10 protein-coding genes and 6 tRNA genes are annotated in these 14,368 nt (G+C 37.4%); all 16 read left to right on the forward strand.

The genetic code is table 11. The features are described from left to right. The first annotated feature begins 192 nt into the window (after positions 1-192). Positions 193-1,221 carry a LacI family DNA-binding transcriptional regulator gene (locus tag ODE14_RS17745; protein ID WP_263602367.1) on the forward strand — a complete coding sequence of 343 codons (1,029 nt, stop codon included), beginning with the start codon at positions 193-195 and terminating at the stop codon, positions 1,219-1,221. Positions 1,222-1,257: 36 nt separating this feature from the next. Then, positions 1,258-1,899 carry a hypothetical protein gene (locus ODE14_RS17750; RefSeq protein WP_263602368.1) on the forward strand — a complete coding sequence of 214 codons (642 nt, stop codon included), beginning with the start codon at positions 1,258-1,260 and terminating at the stop codon, positions 1,897-1,899. A gap of 237 nt (positions 1,900-2,136) precedes the next feature. Next, positions 2,137-3,270, forward strand: a complete 1,134-nt coding sequence (locus ODE14_RS17755) for an AAA family ATPase (protein WP_263602369.1) — start codon at positions 2,137-2,139, stop codon at positions 3,268-3,270. Next, the gene (locus tag ODE14_RS17760; RefSeq protein ID WP_248394734.1) at positions 3,243-3,986 is read left to right on the forward strand and encodes a hypothetical protein; all 744 of its coding nucleotides are present in this window, start codon (positions 3,243-3,245) and stop codon (positions 3,984-3,986) included. The genes ODE14_RS17755 and ODE14_RS17760 overlap by 28 nt, the downstream gene beginning before the upstream one ends. Continuing rightward, positions 3,977-6,376: a hypothetical protein gene (locus ODE14_RS17765; RefSeq protein WP_263602370.1), complete on the forward strand. Its 2,400-nt coding sequence runs from the start codon at positions 3,977-3,979 to the stop codon at positions 6,374-6,376. The genes ODE14_RS17760 and ODE14_RS17765 overlap by 10 nt, the downstream gene beginning before the upstream one ends. After that, positions 6,360-8,039: an APC family permease gene (locus tag ODE14_RS17770; protein ID WP_263602371.1), complete on the forward strand. Its 1,680-nt coding sequence runs from the start codon at positions 6,360-6,362 to the stop codon at positions 8,037-8,039. Before ODE14_RS17765 ends, ODE14_RS17770 begins: the two co-directional genes overlap by 17 nt. Further along, on the forward strand, positions 8,029-9,048 hold the full coding sequence (locus tag ODE14_RS17775) for a soluble NSF attachment family protein (protein WP_263602372.1): 1,020 nt from the start codon (positions 8,029-8,031) through the stop codon (positions 9,046-9,048). Before ODE14_RS17770 ends, ODE14_RS17775 begins: the two co-directional genes overlap by 11 nt. A 738-nt stretch (positions 9,049-9,786) precedes the next feature. After that, a tRNA-His gene (locus ODE14_RS17780) sits at positions 9,787-9,858 on the forward strand. Between the two features lie 88 nt (positions 9,859-9,946). Beyond that, positions 9,947-10,020: transfer RNA gene (locus ODE14_RS17785), tRNA-Lys, on the forward strand. 93 nt (positions 10,021-10,113) lie between these two features. Further along, positions 10,114-10,184, forward strand: a tRNA-Asp gene (locus ODE14_RS17790). 513 nt (positions 10,185-10,697) lie between these two features. After that, positions 10,698-10,770 (forward strand) — tRNA-Phe (locus ODE14_RS17795). Positions 10,771-10,984: 214 nt separating this feature from the next. Further along, positions 10,985-11,055, forward strand: a tRNA-Trp gene (locus tag ODE14_RS17800). Positions 11,056-11,174: 119 nt separating this feature from the next. After that, entirely contained in the window at positions 11,175-11,660 is a 486-nt protein-coding gene (locus ODE14_RS17805) for a ribonuclease H-like YkuK family protein (RefSeq protein WP_263602373.1), read from the forward strand. A 110-nt stretch (positions 11,661-11,770) separates the two neighbouring features. Further along, positions 11,771-12,334, forward strand: coding sequence for a metallophosphoesterase family protein (locus ODE14_RS17810; RefSeq protein WP_248394726.1), 564 nt, complete (start codon positions 11,771-11,773; stop codon positions 12,332-12,334). Positions 12,335-12,670: 336 nt separating this feature from the next. Then, positions 12,671-12,735 (forward strand) — tRNA-OTHER (locus tag ODE14_RS17815). A 490-nt stretch (positions 12,736-13,225) separates the two neighbouring features. Further along, the gene (locus ODE14_RS17820; RefSeq protein WP_263602374.1) at positions 13,226-14,323 is read left to right on the forward strand and encodes a slipin family protein; all 1,098 of its coding nucleotides are present in this window, start codon (positions 13,226-13,228) and stop codon (positions 14,321-14,323) included. The last annotated feature ends 45 nt before the right edge of the window (positions 14,324-14,368 follow it).

A 14,368-nucleotide genomic window follows, 5' to 3' on the forward strand; every position in this document is an offset into this window, starting at 1 on the left:
TTGGTTAAAGGATCCTACTTAAATCACTGAGAGTAAGTTCGGAGGAGTACTAGATCTAAATTTTTACAACAGTTTATATTATCAATGCTTAAAATCTGAGATAAATGCTTACATTTCCTTTCCGGTAGTGAGAATTTGATTAAATTTACCTCAATAATATACATTCGTTTAGAGACATAACTAAAAACCTGTATGAATAAAAAAAGTGCCACCATCTATGATATTTCGAAGAAGCTTAACGTAAGTGTGGCAACTGTTTCGAGAGCGCTGAACAATCATCCCAGAATAAGCCAGGCCACAAAAGATCTGGTGACCAAAACGGCGAAGGAGATGAACTACAAACAGAACAATCTTGCCAAAGCTTTAAAGAGCGGGGAAACCAAAAATGTAGGGATCATCGTTCCGTTTGTCAATACCAATTTCTTTTCATCCGTGATCCGTGGAATTGAAGAAGAACTTTCTCCTTTCGGGTACCACGTCATCATCTGTCAGAGCCATGAGGATGTGAATATTGAAAAAAGACATCTCAATACCTTGCTGAATGCACAGGTAGACGGGATTTTTATGTCGGTTTCAAGAACAACAATTGATACTTCCCATATTCAGAATATACTGGACACCAGCAATACACCGATCATTTTTTTCGACCGTAAAAAAGATATTTCGGGAATCAGCACCGTAACCATCGATGATTACCGCGGAGGGTATATGGCCACCGAACACCTCATCAAAGAAGGGTATAAAAATATCTGCCATTTTTCAGGAGATCTGAATCTTGAAATTTACCAGAACCGTTTAAACGGATATAAGCAGGCTTTAACGGATCATCATTTTCAGGTAAAAGAAGAAAATATCATCACAACAGGCAGCTCTATAGAAGCTGGCATTGAAGCAATTAAAACACTTTGGGACAGGAAGTCTGTTCCGGATGCGATTTTTTCCGCCAGTGATTTTGCAGCATTAGGTGCCTGTCAGGAACTTAAAAAGAAGAAAATAAAAATCCCGCATGAAGTGGCGGTTATCGGGTTTTCCAATGAACCTTTTACCCAGTTTATGGAGCTGCCGATAAGTTCTGTGGACCAGACACCGCTGATCATGGGTAAAATGGCGGGTCAGGTTTTTCTGGAAAGCGTAAAAGAAAGCGGATCCGGTATTTCCACGGAAAAGAAGGTTGTCCTGGCTCCTCAGTTGTACATCAGAAAATCTTCTAAAAGAAAATAATTCTCCTGCTGTTTATTTCTTCAAATTGTTATTGATATGATGCCATCCGGATTTTCTTTTTTAGATACTTTGTTTCTTCTTCGGAAAGAAGAATGCATCACGATTTTCACAGATTTTTATGAAATATCAGGAAAAGAAATTCAGGATACGGCAGATTATTTAGAAGCAGAATTTGAAAAAGAAAGACTCGAATTTTTATCCCTGGAAATAAACTTTGATAAAGAAGCCGCGGTATGGGCCGCAAAAGTGCTGTATCACAGTGCACAATTATATCTTATCAGGCAAGATACTGCCAAAGATATCGATAAGCTCATTCCTGCATATAAAGGAAAAAGAGATATTTCTTCCATATTATCCGCAGATTTATCCTTGCGGTTTTTACCACAGGTCATTTCGGTATTACAAAATGCAGATCCCGAAGATCCAGTGATTAAGATGCTGGAAAATATCCTTCAGCAATTTCATTATTCAGGAATTGGTTATGATATAGAGTCGGGAAATATCAATTGGGAAGAAGAATTGAAAGACAGCACCTACCGAAAATTATATCTTGAAAGAATTGTAGAAAAAAGATCCTATCAGCTTGCTGAAATTCCTTATATCAACAACTTGCTGATTGCTGAATTTGGCTTATATAAAGATATTTATTGGAAAGAATTAAAAATAACAGAAAATTAACTTCTGTATTTCTCTGTTAAAGGAAAAGGTTTATGCTGAGCCTGCCGAAGTAACTTTCTATTAAAAAACATTAAAAATATAGAATATCAATACAAATGTTTTGTTATCATAAGAAAAAAAGCTTTGTTTTCTTTGCTAAGTAGAACGCCTTTGCGAACTTAAAAACAGTAGTAGTTCAAAGAAACTTTCTAATCTTTGCGTTTAAAAAAGAAGCCAAAAATTATAACACAAAAACAAATGACTCAAAATATAGAAAAATTAAACCGGGTTCTCACATACGTCAAAGATACTTTTGTCGGAAAAGATAACGTCATCGATTTATTGGGAATCTGCCTGCTGGCAAGGGAAAACGCATTTTTGTATGGCCCTCCCGGAACTGCTAAATCGGCGATGGTAAGGACATTAGCAAAAACCGTAAAAGATGGAAAAAACTTCGAATATCTTTTGACCCGCTTTACCGAACCAAATGAGATTTTCGGGCCTTTCGATATCAGAAAACTAAAAGAAGGAGAGTTGCTGACCAATACCGAAGGTATGATGCCCGAAGCTTCCCTGGTTTTTCTTGACGAAATTTTCAACACAAATTCTGCCATTCTGAATTCTTTATTAATGGCTTTAAATGAAAAGATCTTTAAAAGAGGAAAAGAAACAAGGCATCTTCCGGCGCTTATGTTCGTTGGTGCCAGCAATGTCCTTCCCGAAGACGAAGCATTGAACGCCTTGTTCGACCGTTTTCTCATCAGAATCAATGTCGATTATGTAAACCCGGAGCTTCTTCATCAGGTGCTTCTGGCCGGAAGAAAACTCGAAAACAATACCGAAACGGAACTGCCGGAAATCCTTTCGCAAGAGATCAGAGAACTGCAAAATCTTTGTAAAACGGTAGATCTGAAGCCGATTTATGAAGTGTACCTCAACACGATCATCAGCCTCCGCAATACAGGAATTGCCATATCTGACCGAAGAGCCGTAAAAATGCAGAATCTTATTGCCGCAAGCGCCCTGATCTGTGGAAGAAATGAGGCTGTTGTTTCAGACCTTTGGGTGCTGAAACACATCTGGGATACGGAAGAACAGATCGAAATCCTGGAAGGCATCATCAACAGGACCATCGAGAAAGATGAACATCCGAAAGCTCATCCACAGGCACTCCAGAATAAAACCCCCGATCCCGAAGAGGTCATGAAAGATGTACAAATTCTTGTAGAGAAGTGGAATAGCGCAGCACTGAGCTTTGAAGAACAGAATGTGATCAAAGATAAACTGAGGTATCTTCAGACCCGTTGTGACTGGATCAGAAACCCTGAACAGAAACAATATATTCAACAGGAAATTGAAAGTCTATGGCAAAAGATCCTTCAGAGCATATAAAAGAATTCTGGGCTGAAATTCCCCGCCCGCATGAAGAATATTTAGGTTCGATCCGCGATTGGAGAAATATCCAGGTCGCATTGGACGGTGAAATGATCTGGCTGAAAGGCTTTACGGCTGAGCAGGCCGTTTCACCAGATATCCAGCAGTTGCCCAGCTTTATATTGTACGAATTGCGGGACGGATTGCTGTTTCGCAAAAATGCTTTGGTTCCCAGTAAGAAAATAAGGTCAGCATTGCTTTGGACGCCTATCGATAAAGCCTTACGGCTTACATTCCCGGTTTCCAATAATAATTTTTTCGGAATTGATGAAAAAGTTGAGGTAAAACTAAAACCTAGCGAGGATGAGAAACCTGCTGTTGCTTTATTAAGTTCAATTAATGAAATAAAAGACAGTATGGTTGCTTTACCCAAATTTAAACTCGAAAAACTGGATTGGATTATCATTGATGATAAAGCGCTTTTTCTGGGAATGCCATTACTAAGCTTTCCGGGAAAAACATACTGGACAAAGGATGATCATCTTATTCCTGCAGGCTTTGATTTTGAATTTAAAAATCTGAGTTCTTTACTGCAAAGAAAATATAATGCGAACCGCGACCATTGGATTTTATGGAGTGAAAATGGCAGTTTTCTTCCTATCCTTAAAAGTGATTTCCGGAAGTTATCTGTAAGTTCGTTCCGTCTCACCGAAAAAGCAAAAGAATGGATGTAAGAGAATATTTCCGGTCTTACGAGAATTATTTCTGGGAGTGGACGACCGATGAAGATGTTCCCGATGATACAGGCTACCATGAAAACAACCTTATTTCTATTCCGAATGTAGGACCTCTTGCCTACAGAGCCTATGTCATGGGTATTCTCAAAGAATTAAAAGGACAGGGACTGCCGCCGTTCGGTTCATTATTGCTCGTGCTCTACGCGATTCAGGACGGGCATCTAAACATGGATGGGATATTTTTCTATATCAGAAAATACAAAAACGCATTTCCGGGAACAGATATGGAGAATGACGTCTATGATGCGCAAAGCTTTTTAAAAAATCTGATGCATCTCGGGAATTCGTTAAAAAGATCTTCCAACAAAATTATTCTGTTAAGGACTATTTTCAGTTATGCCCTCATCCGCATGTCCCCGGAATATTCCGAAGGAGTTATCCGGAAATTTGAAAGGAAACCTCATGCTATTGCTGAATTTGCCAGAAAAGAAGAGCTGAATGTAACGGTCTTCAGGAACGATATCGAAACACTCGCTTATCTTTATAACGAGTTTCCAACGACAGAATCGATCATCAATGCCATGAATGATGAGATTGGTCTTCCTGATTTAAAAGAAGAAGTCCTTGAAGAGGAAACGACCATCGAAAGTGGAGCAGAATTCATTGAAGAACTGATTGAAGAACCGAAAACCTTCCAGGTCGGAAGCCTTATCAAAAGAATCTGGAGCGGACTGAAAATCCCGTTGCGTCACCTTTCGCCGGGAGATCAGCCCATCGGTGGGATTTCTGATATGACCAATAAAGGCGAACTTCACAGAATGCTGTTGTCGGAATTTGCCCATGATGATGAAATCTTTATGAATCGTGTCGCCAACAATGAAGCATTGTATATCCAGAGGGAAATTCCGCCGGAAGAAAATATCTTTGAAAGGATCATTCTGATCGATACTTCCCTGAAAAACTGGGGAACTCCGAAAGTAATGGCCTTTGCTTCTGCCATCGCCGTCATCAAACACCCGAAAGCGCATTCTGAATGTAAAGTTTATGCACTTGGAGAGCACACTGTTCCCTTATCACTCAAAAAAGTGGAAGATGTCATTAACAATCTGAATTTCGTGAGCCCTGTTCTGGAAGTTTCAAAAGCACTGGAAAAGTTTTTTAATGAAGAACATATGGGTAAGGATCTGGAAGTCTTTTTCATTACACATGAAGATAATATAAAAAATCAAAACCTTCAGAAAGTTATTAATGAGAATCGCGACCGGCTCAAGTTTCTCGTGACAACTTCGGCTAATGGTGAACTGAATTTTTTTAAGCATCAGAAAGGAATCAGGAAACATATTCAGAAAATCGTGCTTCCCTTGAAGGAATTATGGGCAAATCCCCCTTCAAAAAAGAGAAGAAGATCCAATAATGTTACAGAACAGGGAGCTAAAACGGATGTACCTAAGAATTATCCGTTACTCTTTCCTGCTCCCAAGCAACAGATTGCAACCTTTCTTTATGAGGGCGAATTCTTTATTTTGAGCAGTAAAAAGCAATTGCTGAGGACGCATCTCACCGATAATTATTATAATAAAGGATATTATGGAAGCTACTGGACACATCGGGGTTGCGAGGTCCTGTATGAAAATATTTCCGTTAAAGATCAGGGACAATTTGCCCTGGCAAAAAATAAGCAGCAACAATTTATTCTGTGCCAGTATCAGCCGGCTAAGAATTTGATCTCAAAACTCAACATCGAAACGAAAGAGTATTCTGAGTTGAATGTCTCCGGATTTGATATTCCTGCCAATGTGCAGCTGGTCTACTTCGATAAACATTTTTATCTGCATGAAGAAAAGCTGGATGAGATTTTTAGTATTACTGTAGAAGGAGAAGTTTCCATGCAAATGGTTCGGAATGATGCTGAAATTGCTAAAAACATTGGGAAAGTATATATTGAACTGGACAAGCTGAAGTTTAATAAATTTAAAATATTAAGCAATTTTACTCTAGTCGGAATCAACAGTGAGCATAATCTCGTTTTCTCTAAAAGTGAGCTGAAAAACTATGGAAGTACGCTTTATCTCATGAAAAATAAATTGCCGATTATCATTAAGGCAAATCAGATTAAAAATAAATTTACTTTTTCTGAAGGAAGTGAGATTATTACAGATTCACGAGGGATCATTACATTCAGAAGTATTAATGCCAATATTCCGGTATTTTATATGCCTGCTTTGGAATATCGTGCTGCTGCGTTGGCTTCGGATACCGAATTTACCGGTGCAGAATATTACCTGCCACAGCATACGTTGCTTAAAGTAAAAGAAATGCAGGAAATGTATGAAGCTTACCTGAAAAGATTTATCGACCAAATACTGGAATATGGAACTGAAGATTAAGCCTTTTCCGAAAAATAATTACCCAAAAACTGGAGTGCTGATCAGAAGCTCCTCACCACAGGTATGGCTACAGGAAATGGAATTGCTGGGTATTGATCTTAATGCAGTTCAGTCATTTGCGATCCCTTCGCAGGAACCGAATGTTTTGTACGGATGTTTTTTTGTCTTTACTCATAATGCTCCCGCTGATATCGGGCAGCACAGTTATTTTCAATGTTTCGACAATCGATTATTTATTCCTGAAAATACCGATTTCTATCCTAAGCTTATTGCTGAAGACTGGAAATATCAGGATGCCCGATATATCATTATGCACCCGGACTTTGGGCTTGTCCGACTGAAAGAAGAGATTGACTGGATAACCGTTTTGCAGGACTCCTCAAAAACAGAATTAGTCATTAGAAAACCGCTGAATGGAATAAATATTCCACAAAAGATCCGGAGCTTTCAGGTACATATGAATGACGACGACTTGTTGGAACAGCTTATGAATCCTCAAACGGACGAAGAATGGATGAAAAATCTTCCTTTTGATCTGAAAAAGGTAATGGAAGGAAATCTGGAAGAAATAGAAAAATATATCGCTTACATTACTAAGTATCCGGAACGGGCAGTTTATTTTGGCGTTCCGTTGGATATTCACGGGAATTCAAGAGGGGGTTGGGGAGATTTTAATTTTGATTTCGGAATGTTCGGGATGGGCGGCGACCCTATTGGTGCGGATAAGCAGTCTCAAAATTCATCTGAAAAATCGAAAGATTCGTGGAAAGTATTAATCGGATTTATAGTGCTTGTTGTTATTATCATTTTTGTCTTAGACTCAAAGAAGAACAATCCGGAAGAAATCCAGGTTTCTAATGTTTCAACAGATCTTTACAATGATCACACTGTTGAGACGGTACCAGAAAACAAGCTTGCTTTTGAATCCGGAGTTACCAAAATTGATATGGTTATCGATTCTCTGTACGGAAAAGAAAGAAGGCAGCTGATACAGGAATATGAACAGGTGAATGGAACCGGAGACGTGATTTTGTGGAAAATCGAAGAGTACAGATTAAAAGAGAAAAAATCCAGAGATTCTCTAAAGAATGTTTATCTTAAAAAGACAGAAGATCTGGTAAAACTTAAAACAGAAGGCTATCACACAAAAATCCTTGATTCCATCAGAAAAGATACTTCCAATACGATGACAAAAATTTCTCAGAAACTTCTTGCTGATGATCTGTTGGAAATGAGAAAAAGAGTAGTATCTGATTCGTTGTCAAGAATCTATGGGACTTTGCATACTACAGATCCAACGGTGGTCTTCCATAAAGAAACAGGAAAGAAGATTTTTAATACATCTGGAGATGTCGAAAAAGGGAAAACTTCCGTTTCAGAAATTACCTGGATGATCCTGGCAATGATGGGTTTGGTGGCCGGGTATTCCTATTTTGTAAGGAAAAAGCCATTATATTTGGGCGGTGAATATGTTTCTGAAGGAATCAAAATGATTCTCATTATTATACTTGCTGCCTCCTTATTGTATATTTTCTATCCGCTCATCAAAACATTCGGCTATAATTGGCTGGTATGGCTGCTGATTATCGGCGTTATTGTGCTTCTGTACAGATTATTCAGTAAGGATATGGACATTTTAAAATCAGGAAAGAATGAGAAATAGAAAATTTTTAGATAAATTCCTGGTTGCTTTTTTTGTACTGGTGCTTTTTAAAATAATTGCAATTATTGCACAGTGGTCACAGCAAGCGATACAGGATGCATTAGCAGGTGTATTTAAGTTTATATTTTTTGTCTGCATCGTTGTGGTATTGATTGTTTTGCTTCAAAGTAAAGAGAAAGATCCTCTGCCACCCGTGCAGAAAAAATATGGTGGTAACGGAGTTCCTTTAGATTCATCGATATTCGATCGATTAAAAAGCATGTATGAAGATATTGCCGAAAAGCATATTCAGAATAATGAATACAAAAAAGCAGCGGTCGTTTATATGAATTTGCTTAAAGATTATTACCGAGCTGCTAAAACACTGGAGAACGGCGAATTTTATAACGAAGCAGCAGCTGTCTATCTCAAAAAGCTTAATAATAAAGCGGATGCTGCAAACTGCTATGTGAACGCTAAACAGTACGACAAAGCAATTATTCTCTATAAAGAACTTCAGCAGAAAGAAAAAGTGGGCGACCTGTATAAAATGATTGATGATTTGGAAAATGCTTTTCTCTTTTATCAGATGGTTGTAGACGATTATCTAATGAGTTATCAGATGGTAAAAGCTTCCCTGATATATCGGAATAAAATGGATATGCATCAGGAAGCACAGAAAGTACTTCTCAGAGGTTGGGAAGAAAATCACGATCCGCTCAATTGCCTGCAACAGTATTTCGATAATATTGGTGATGTTAAAAAGCTTGAGCACGAAATTCTGCAAATCTTCGGACAGACGCCTTCTGATAAAAAGATCATTTACCTGGAAGCCATGAAGCAGGAATTTAAAAAAGCTCCGGAGCTTCGGGTTCCTACAAGAAACATTGCGTACGAAATCATCGCTGAAAAAGTAACGACGCGTTCGGAAATCGTGAATGAATTAAAACATTTCAATCCCGATGATGAGGTCATTTTAAAAGACATTTCAAGGTATAAAACAGGCAGGAATAAAATGTTCAGAAATTAAACTTTTCAAAAAAACGTTTATCTTTGCGGCAACAAAATTATGACAATACAAAGAGCACATATCAGTTTAAATCTATGCGATCGTCCTGTAGTAAAGGGATCGTTTGGATATGAATGGATGTTGTTGAATGAGGCAAAATGTGCTTTCTTTGAAAATTGTTTACTGTAAACCCGTAAAAATTTTATCAAATAGTACAGGAACGCCTCGATTTTCGAGGCGTTTTTTTTGTGTTTTAGGAGAGAAATTATTTAGAATGAAAAAAAATAACCATAAAATTGAATATTTTTTAATCAACAATGAACAATTAATAAGAAAATAAGAAGTGATCAATAAACCGATGAGAGACAGTCATTTAGGTAGTAAGAGTATCTGCAATCCGTTGCGGACAGGTATTTTCTATATTAAAAATAACGTTTAATGTGTTGATTTTCAGGTGATTGAATGAAAAATAAATTTGTGAATTAAAAAAAATCATATTTACTTTGCAACCGAAAATTGAAAGCAACAGGTTTTCAGCATTTCAAAAACTTTTTAAAATAATAAAATGAAACAATTTAGAAACATATTTCATCAACATTCAGAATTACACGGACAAAAACCAATGGATTTGGTGTGTGCATGTGTTCTTGATAATGGATTATTAAATAAAAGGTGCTTATATAAATGGGTCAGTTAGTACACTGACACGTCTGAAAATATAAAGCGCCTCCCCTAAAGAGGCGTTTTTTTATGCTTTATGGTTTCTCTAGCTTATTGGTAAAGCGTCGGTTTGTGGCACCGGAGAATAGGGTTCGATCCCCGGAGATACCCAAAAATGTGAATAATGAATTTGTTTCACAAGTGAATTTAAAAAATTGACAAGCAAGTGAATTGATAATTTACTATTCACAACATTAACAATCTCATAGCTCAATAGGTAAGAGCACCGGTCTTTTAAACCGGGGGTTGAAGGTTCGAATCCTTCTGGGATTACAAAAAGTGAATGGTCAATGGTGAATTTATTTCATAAGTGAATTTAAAAATTGACAAGCAAAGCGGATTTACATTGACTATTCACAAATCAAAGGTCTATTGAGGTAATGGTAACCTTCCCGACTGTCTCTCGGGCACTGCGAGTTCGATTCTCGCATAGACCGCAAGAATGATGGATGTAATTGTTTCAAAAAGAGAAGAGGAAAAGTCTGTCAGCGCAGACGATCTTTAGCCAAAAAAACACAGGAATGTAGACAGGCTTTTCTTAACTCAGATTGATGCTTTAATAAAAATGAATGGTTTAACATAATATAAATTTTAGATAAATAAAGTCTGTCAGAGCGCAGAAGTTCTTATATCAAACACAATAGGACAGGCTTTATTTTAATGAAATTAAGAAAATGATCAGTAAGGTTTAAAAAGTACTCATCAAAACGATGGTTCGCCGAAGTGGAAGAGTCGGGGCGGTCTGCAAAACCGTTGCGTAAGCTGAGTGGGTTTGAAATGTGAAACATTCGTGAATTTAAATAAAAAATAAATAAGGTTATGAACAACCCCACAACCATCTCAAATAACTAAAATGAGATTAGTTCCGAAGAAAAGAAAAGTCTGTCAAAGCGCAGAAGTTCTTATATCAAACAAAAATTAAGACAGGCTTTGTTTCTTCAAAAATAATTGGAACAGTTGTGTAGATGGTCTGTACGTTAGTCTGAAAAACTAAAGGTATAGGTTCAATTCCTGTCTGTTCCGCAGAATAAGAACAAGCAATATATTAAAGTACTTAGTAAATATGATTTAATTACTTATTACCTATTGCTCATTGCTTATAAAATTGATTCATGGTGTAATTGGCAGCACACAAGACTTTGACTCTTGTTGTTCAGGTTCGAAATGCAAAGCATTCGTGAATACATAAAATGAATAAGAAAGGAAATGAACAATCCTCATGAATCAGCAAAAAACTACTCCGATGATGTAATGGCAGCATCTCAGTCTCCAAAACTGATGGTATTGGTTCAAGTCCGGTTCGGAGTGCAAAAATGTTAATGGTCAATGGTGAATTTGCTCCGCAAATAAATTTTAAATTGAGAGTACAATGGATTTACGATTGACATAATTATTAAAATTTAAACAAAACAAAAACATGTAAAAAAATGGAAACGCAACAACAAGTATGGCAAAATATGAACGGAAAAATTTTCCAAAACTCTATCACACAGCTGGTAGAAGAAGCCATCATCCGCGAACAAGGCAGTGGATGCCGATTGAAAGTATGTGTGGGATCAGATTCCCATGTTTACGGAGACGTTATTAATTATGCTACGGCAGTAGTTTTTATTCGCGAGGGAAAAGGAGCGTTTACCTTTATCAGAAAAGAAAAAGAATTCCAGCGCATCAGTATCAAAGAACGTATGTTGAATGAGGTGAACAAATCCGTAGAAATTGCTTATGCAATCTGCGCAGTACTGGATGCTTACGGAGTAGAAATGGAGGTGCACGCAGACATTAACACCGATCCGGATTTCAAGTCCAATGTAGCGTTAAAAGATGCCATGGGATACATTCTCGGAATGGGTTACGTATTTAAAGCAAAACCTTACGCATTCGCGAGTTCTAACTGTGCGGATATGATGGTATAATAGCTAAAAGCAGCGCAAATAATTACAAATTTAAACTTGCGTTTAGTAATGAACCTCACAGGTTTTCAAAACCTGTGAGGTTTAAATAAAAATAATTAAAATTTAAAACAATGAAACAAAATATATTTTTTACAGCAGACCATCATTTCGGTCATGCCAATATTATAAAATTCTCCGAAAGACCTTTTGAGTCGTTGGAGCATATGAATGAAGAACTTATTAAACGATGGAATGAGAAAATAGGTAAAGATGATACCGTCTACCATTTAGGAGATTTTAGCTTAGGCAAACCGGATTTTACCAAAGAAATTCTGGATCGTTTGAATGGAAATATTCATTTGATAAAAGGAAATCATGAAGGAGCAGCATTAACGTATCCAAAACGATTTGCGTCCATCAGGGATTACCACGAATTAAGAATTGATGAAGCCGACAATAGCAACGGCAAACAAAAAATTATTCTTTTTCATTACTCCCTCAGAACATGGAACGGCTCACACCGTGGTGTCTGGCAACTATACGGCCATTCGCACGGAACATTACCGGATGATGAAATGGCATTAAGTTTCGACGTAGGGGTAGACTGTCATAATTTTTATCCTGTTTCCTACGAAGAAGTAAAGGAAATCATGAATAAGAAAAAATGGACTCCGCCTTTTGCACCGAGAAATTAAAGCGATGGGGAAAGGATGATGGAAGCAGGAAGTAAATGCGTATGTTAAAACTTCTCTCCCTTAAGGTTAAAAAATAATTTTACTACGCAAAAACACTGCGCAATAGGGATTTTATTTTGCATCATCAAAAAGAACAATACTAAAATTTTGAAAGACAGATTTTAGTCAAAAATATCAGGCAGGTCTTGTTGAGTGTTTCGGTATATCACCATTGCAGAATGATTTGTTGAGGAACATGATTTCGTTCTGTTCAGCTTGACCTGAAGGTTTGGAAGTCGCCAAAAACTTCTACCATACGCTATGGGTCGGAGGTTCGAATCCTCCTATTTCCTAAAAGGGAATATAACTCAGTCCGGTTAGAGTAATAGCATTATGATTTGTGGGTTCGAGTCCCACTGCCAATGATGATTGGTATGGCGGAAATGGTATACGCCTACATTTAGTTTGTAGATCAATTTTTAAATAGACTCAAAATCTATTTTTTCGCGAGTTTCGGGTATTCTCATCAAAAATATCCGCACTGGAAAATCCGGGATGTTTTTGGTTGTTAAATCAGCGTTCTGAAAAAGCCTGTAAAAAAAGAGGTTTTCTAAAATTGAAACGGTATGGAAGAGCTTATCATTTCAGACAAATGCTGAAAGTACGGTCTTTAGCGTGAGCGATGGTAACGGATATCCTTTTTTGTAAGCAAAAAAGATAGAAGTGAACGTAGCGACCCGGGCTGCAGGAAATGCTGTGGCGAGGGACACGCCCAAGATCTGATTTCAGTATAAATCTGAAAATTGAGTTTGAAGTCAGTGGATTTTTGTTAAACGCTTTGCTTCCGCATTTTTTGGAAGAAGAGATCACGGATTTCCTTTTATTAAATAATAACTGTTAAAAATAAAAATCATGATAAAAAATGTACACATTAAAGCATACGAGAGAGGTCTTGTTTTCAGAAACGGAAACCTGATCGACATCCTGAAAGAAGGGAGCTTCTGGATTTTTGGGAATAAAACGGTAGAGATCTACGATATGAAATATTCTTTTAAAAGCAATACTGATCTAACTCTTTTGCTGAAAAACGAAGGGCTGAAAGACATGCTTGATATTGTTGAGGTAAAAGACGGTGAAATTGTGCTTGTTTACGAAAGCGGAATTTTCAAAGAAGTGCTGAACGTAGGACAGTACGCTTTCTGGAAAGGTATTTTCAACAGAACATTTCAAAGAATCGATTTAACGAAAGTGGAAATTACCGAAAATATTTCTAAAACAATTCTGGAAAATACAAAGCTCAAGGGTTTTGTTAGAAAATTTGTCATCACCAACCAGTATAAAGGTCTTTTGCTGATCGACGGAAAGCTGGACCGTGTTTTAGAAGCCGGAACATACTATTTCTGGAACAATGAAATTTCTGTAGAGGCAAAAGCCATCGATACCAGAATGCAGCAAATGGAAATTGCAGGCCAGGAGCTTCTGACGAAAGACAAAGCGATGCTCAGAATTAACTTTTATGTCCGTTTCCAGGTGGAAAATATTGTAAAAGCCTTAATGGAAAATAAAAAATATGATAAGCAATTGTATATCCTTATGCAGTTGGCTTTACGGGAATTTGTCGGAGCTTTAACTCTTGATGAGCTGCTTCTGAAGAAAGATTCCGTGGGAAAAGAAATTCTTCAGAACCTTGGAAATAAAGCCGAAGATCTCGGTCTGAAAGCTGCTGATGCCGGAATTCGGGATGTGATTTTAACGGGAGAAATGAAAGAGATCATGAACCAGGTTTTAATTGCTGAAAAGAAAGCCCAGGCCAACACCATTATGAGACGTGAGGAAACAGCTTCTACAAGAAGCCTGCTGAACACCGCCAAACTTATGGAAGAAAATGAAGTGCTCTGGAAGCTGAAAGAAATGGAATATATGGAGAAGATTGCCGATAAAATCGGAGATATTACCGTATCCGGAAATAATAATATTGTTTCTCAGCTGAAAGAGATTTTTGCAAGATAAACTAATACCTGTCTTTATAGATTCCGGCTTTGCGAATGCAAAGCC

This window comes from Chryseobacterium sp. PET-29, from assembly GCF_025736815.1.
In the GTDB taxonomy this organism is placed as follows: Bacteria; Bacteroidota; Bacteroidia; order Flavobacteriales; family Weeksellaceae; genus Chryseobacterium; species Chryseobacterium nepalense.

Bases quoted from the DNA above. Each gene is read 5' to 3' on its own strand.
- ODE14_RS17745 (WP_263602367.1), top strand. From the start codon at position 193: ATGAATAAAAAAAGTGCCACCATCTATGATATTTCGAAGAAGCTTAAC.
- ODE14_RS17750 (WP_263602368.1), top strand. From the start codon at position 1,258: ATGATGCCATCCGGATTTTCTTTTTTAGATACTTTGTTTCTTCTTCGG.
- ODE14_RS17755 (WP_263602369.1), top strand. From the start codon at position 2,137: ATGACTCAAAATATAGAAAAATTAAACCGGGTTCTCACATACGTCAAA.
- ODE14_RS17760 (WP_248394734.1), top strand. From the start codon at position 3,243: ATGGCAAAAGATCCTTCAGAGCATATAAAAGAATTCTGGGCTGAAATT.
- ODE14_RS17765 (WP_263602370.1), top strand. From the start codon at position 3,977: ATGGATGTAAGAGAATATTTCCGGTCTTACGAGAATTATTTCTGGGAG.
- ODE14_RS17770 (WP_263602371.1), top strand. From the start codon at position 6,360: ATGGAACTGAAGATTAAGCCTTTTCCGAAAAATAATTACCCAAAAACT.
- ODE14_RS17775 (WP_263602372.1), top strand. From the start codon at position 8,029: ATGAGAAATAGAAAATTTTTAGATAAATTCCTGGTTGCTTTTTTTGTA.
- ODE14_RS17805 (WP_263602373.1), top strand. From the start codon at position 11,175: ATGGAAACGCAACAACAAGTATGGCAAAATATGAACGGAAAAATTTTC.
- ODE14_RS17810 (WP_248394726.1), top strand. From the start codon at position 11,771: ATGAAACAAAATATATTTTTTACAGCAGACCATCATTTCGGTCATGCC.
- ODE14_RS17820 (WP_263602374.1), top strand. From the start codon at position 13,226: ATGATAAAAAATGTACACATTAAAGCATACGAGAGAGGTCTTGTTTTC.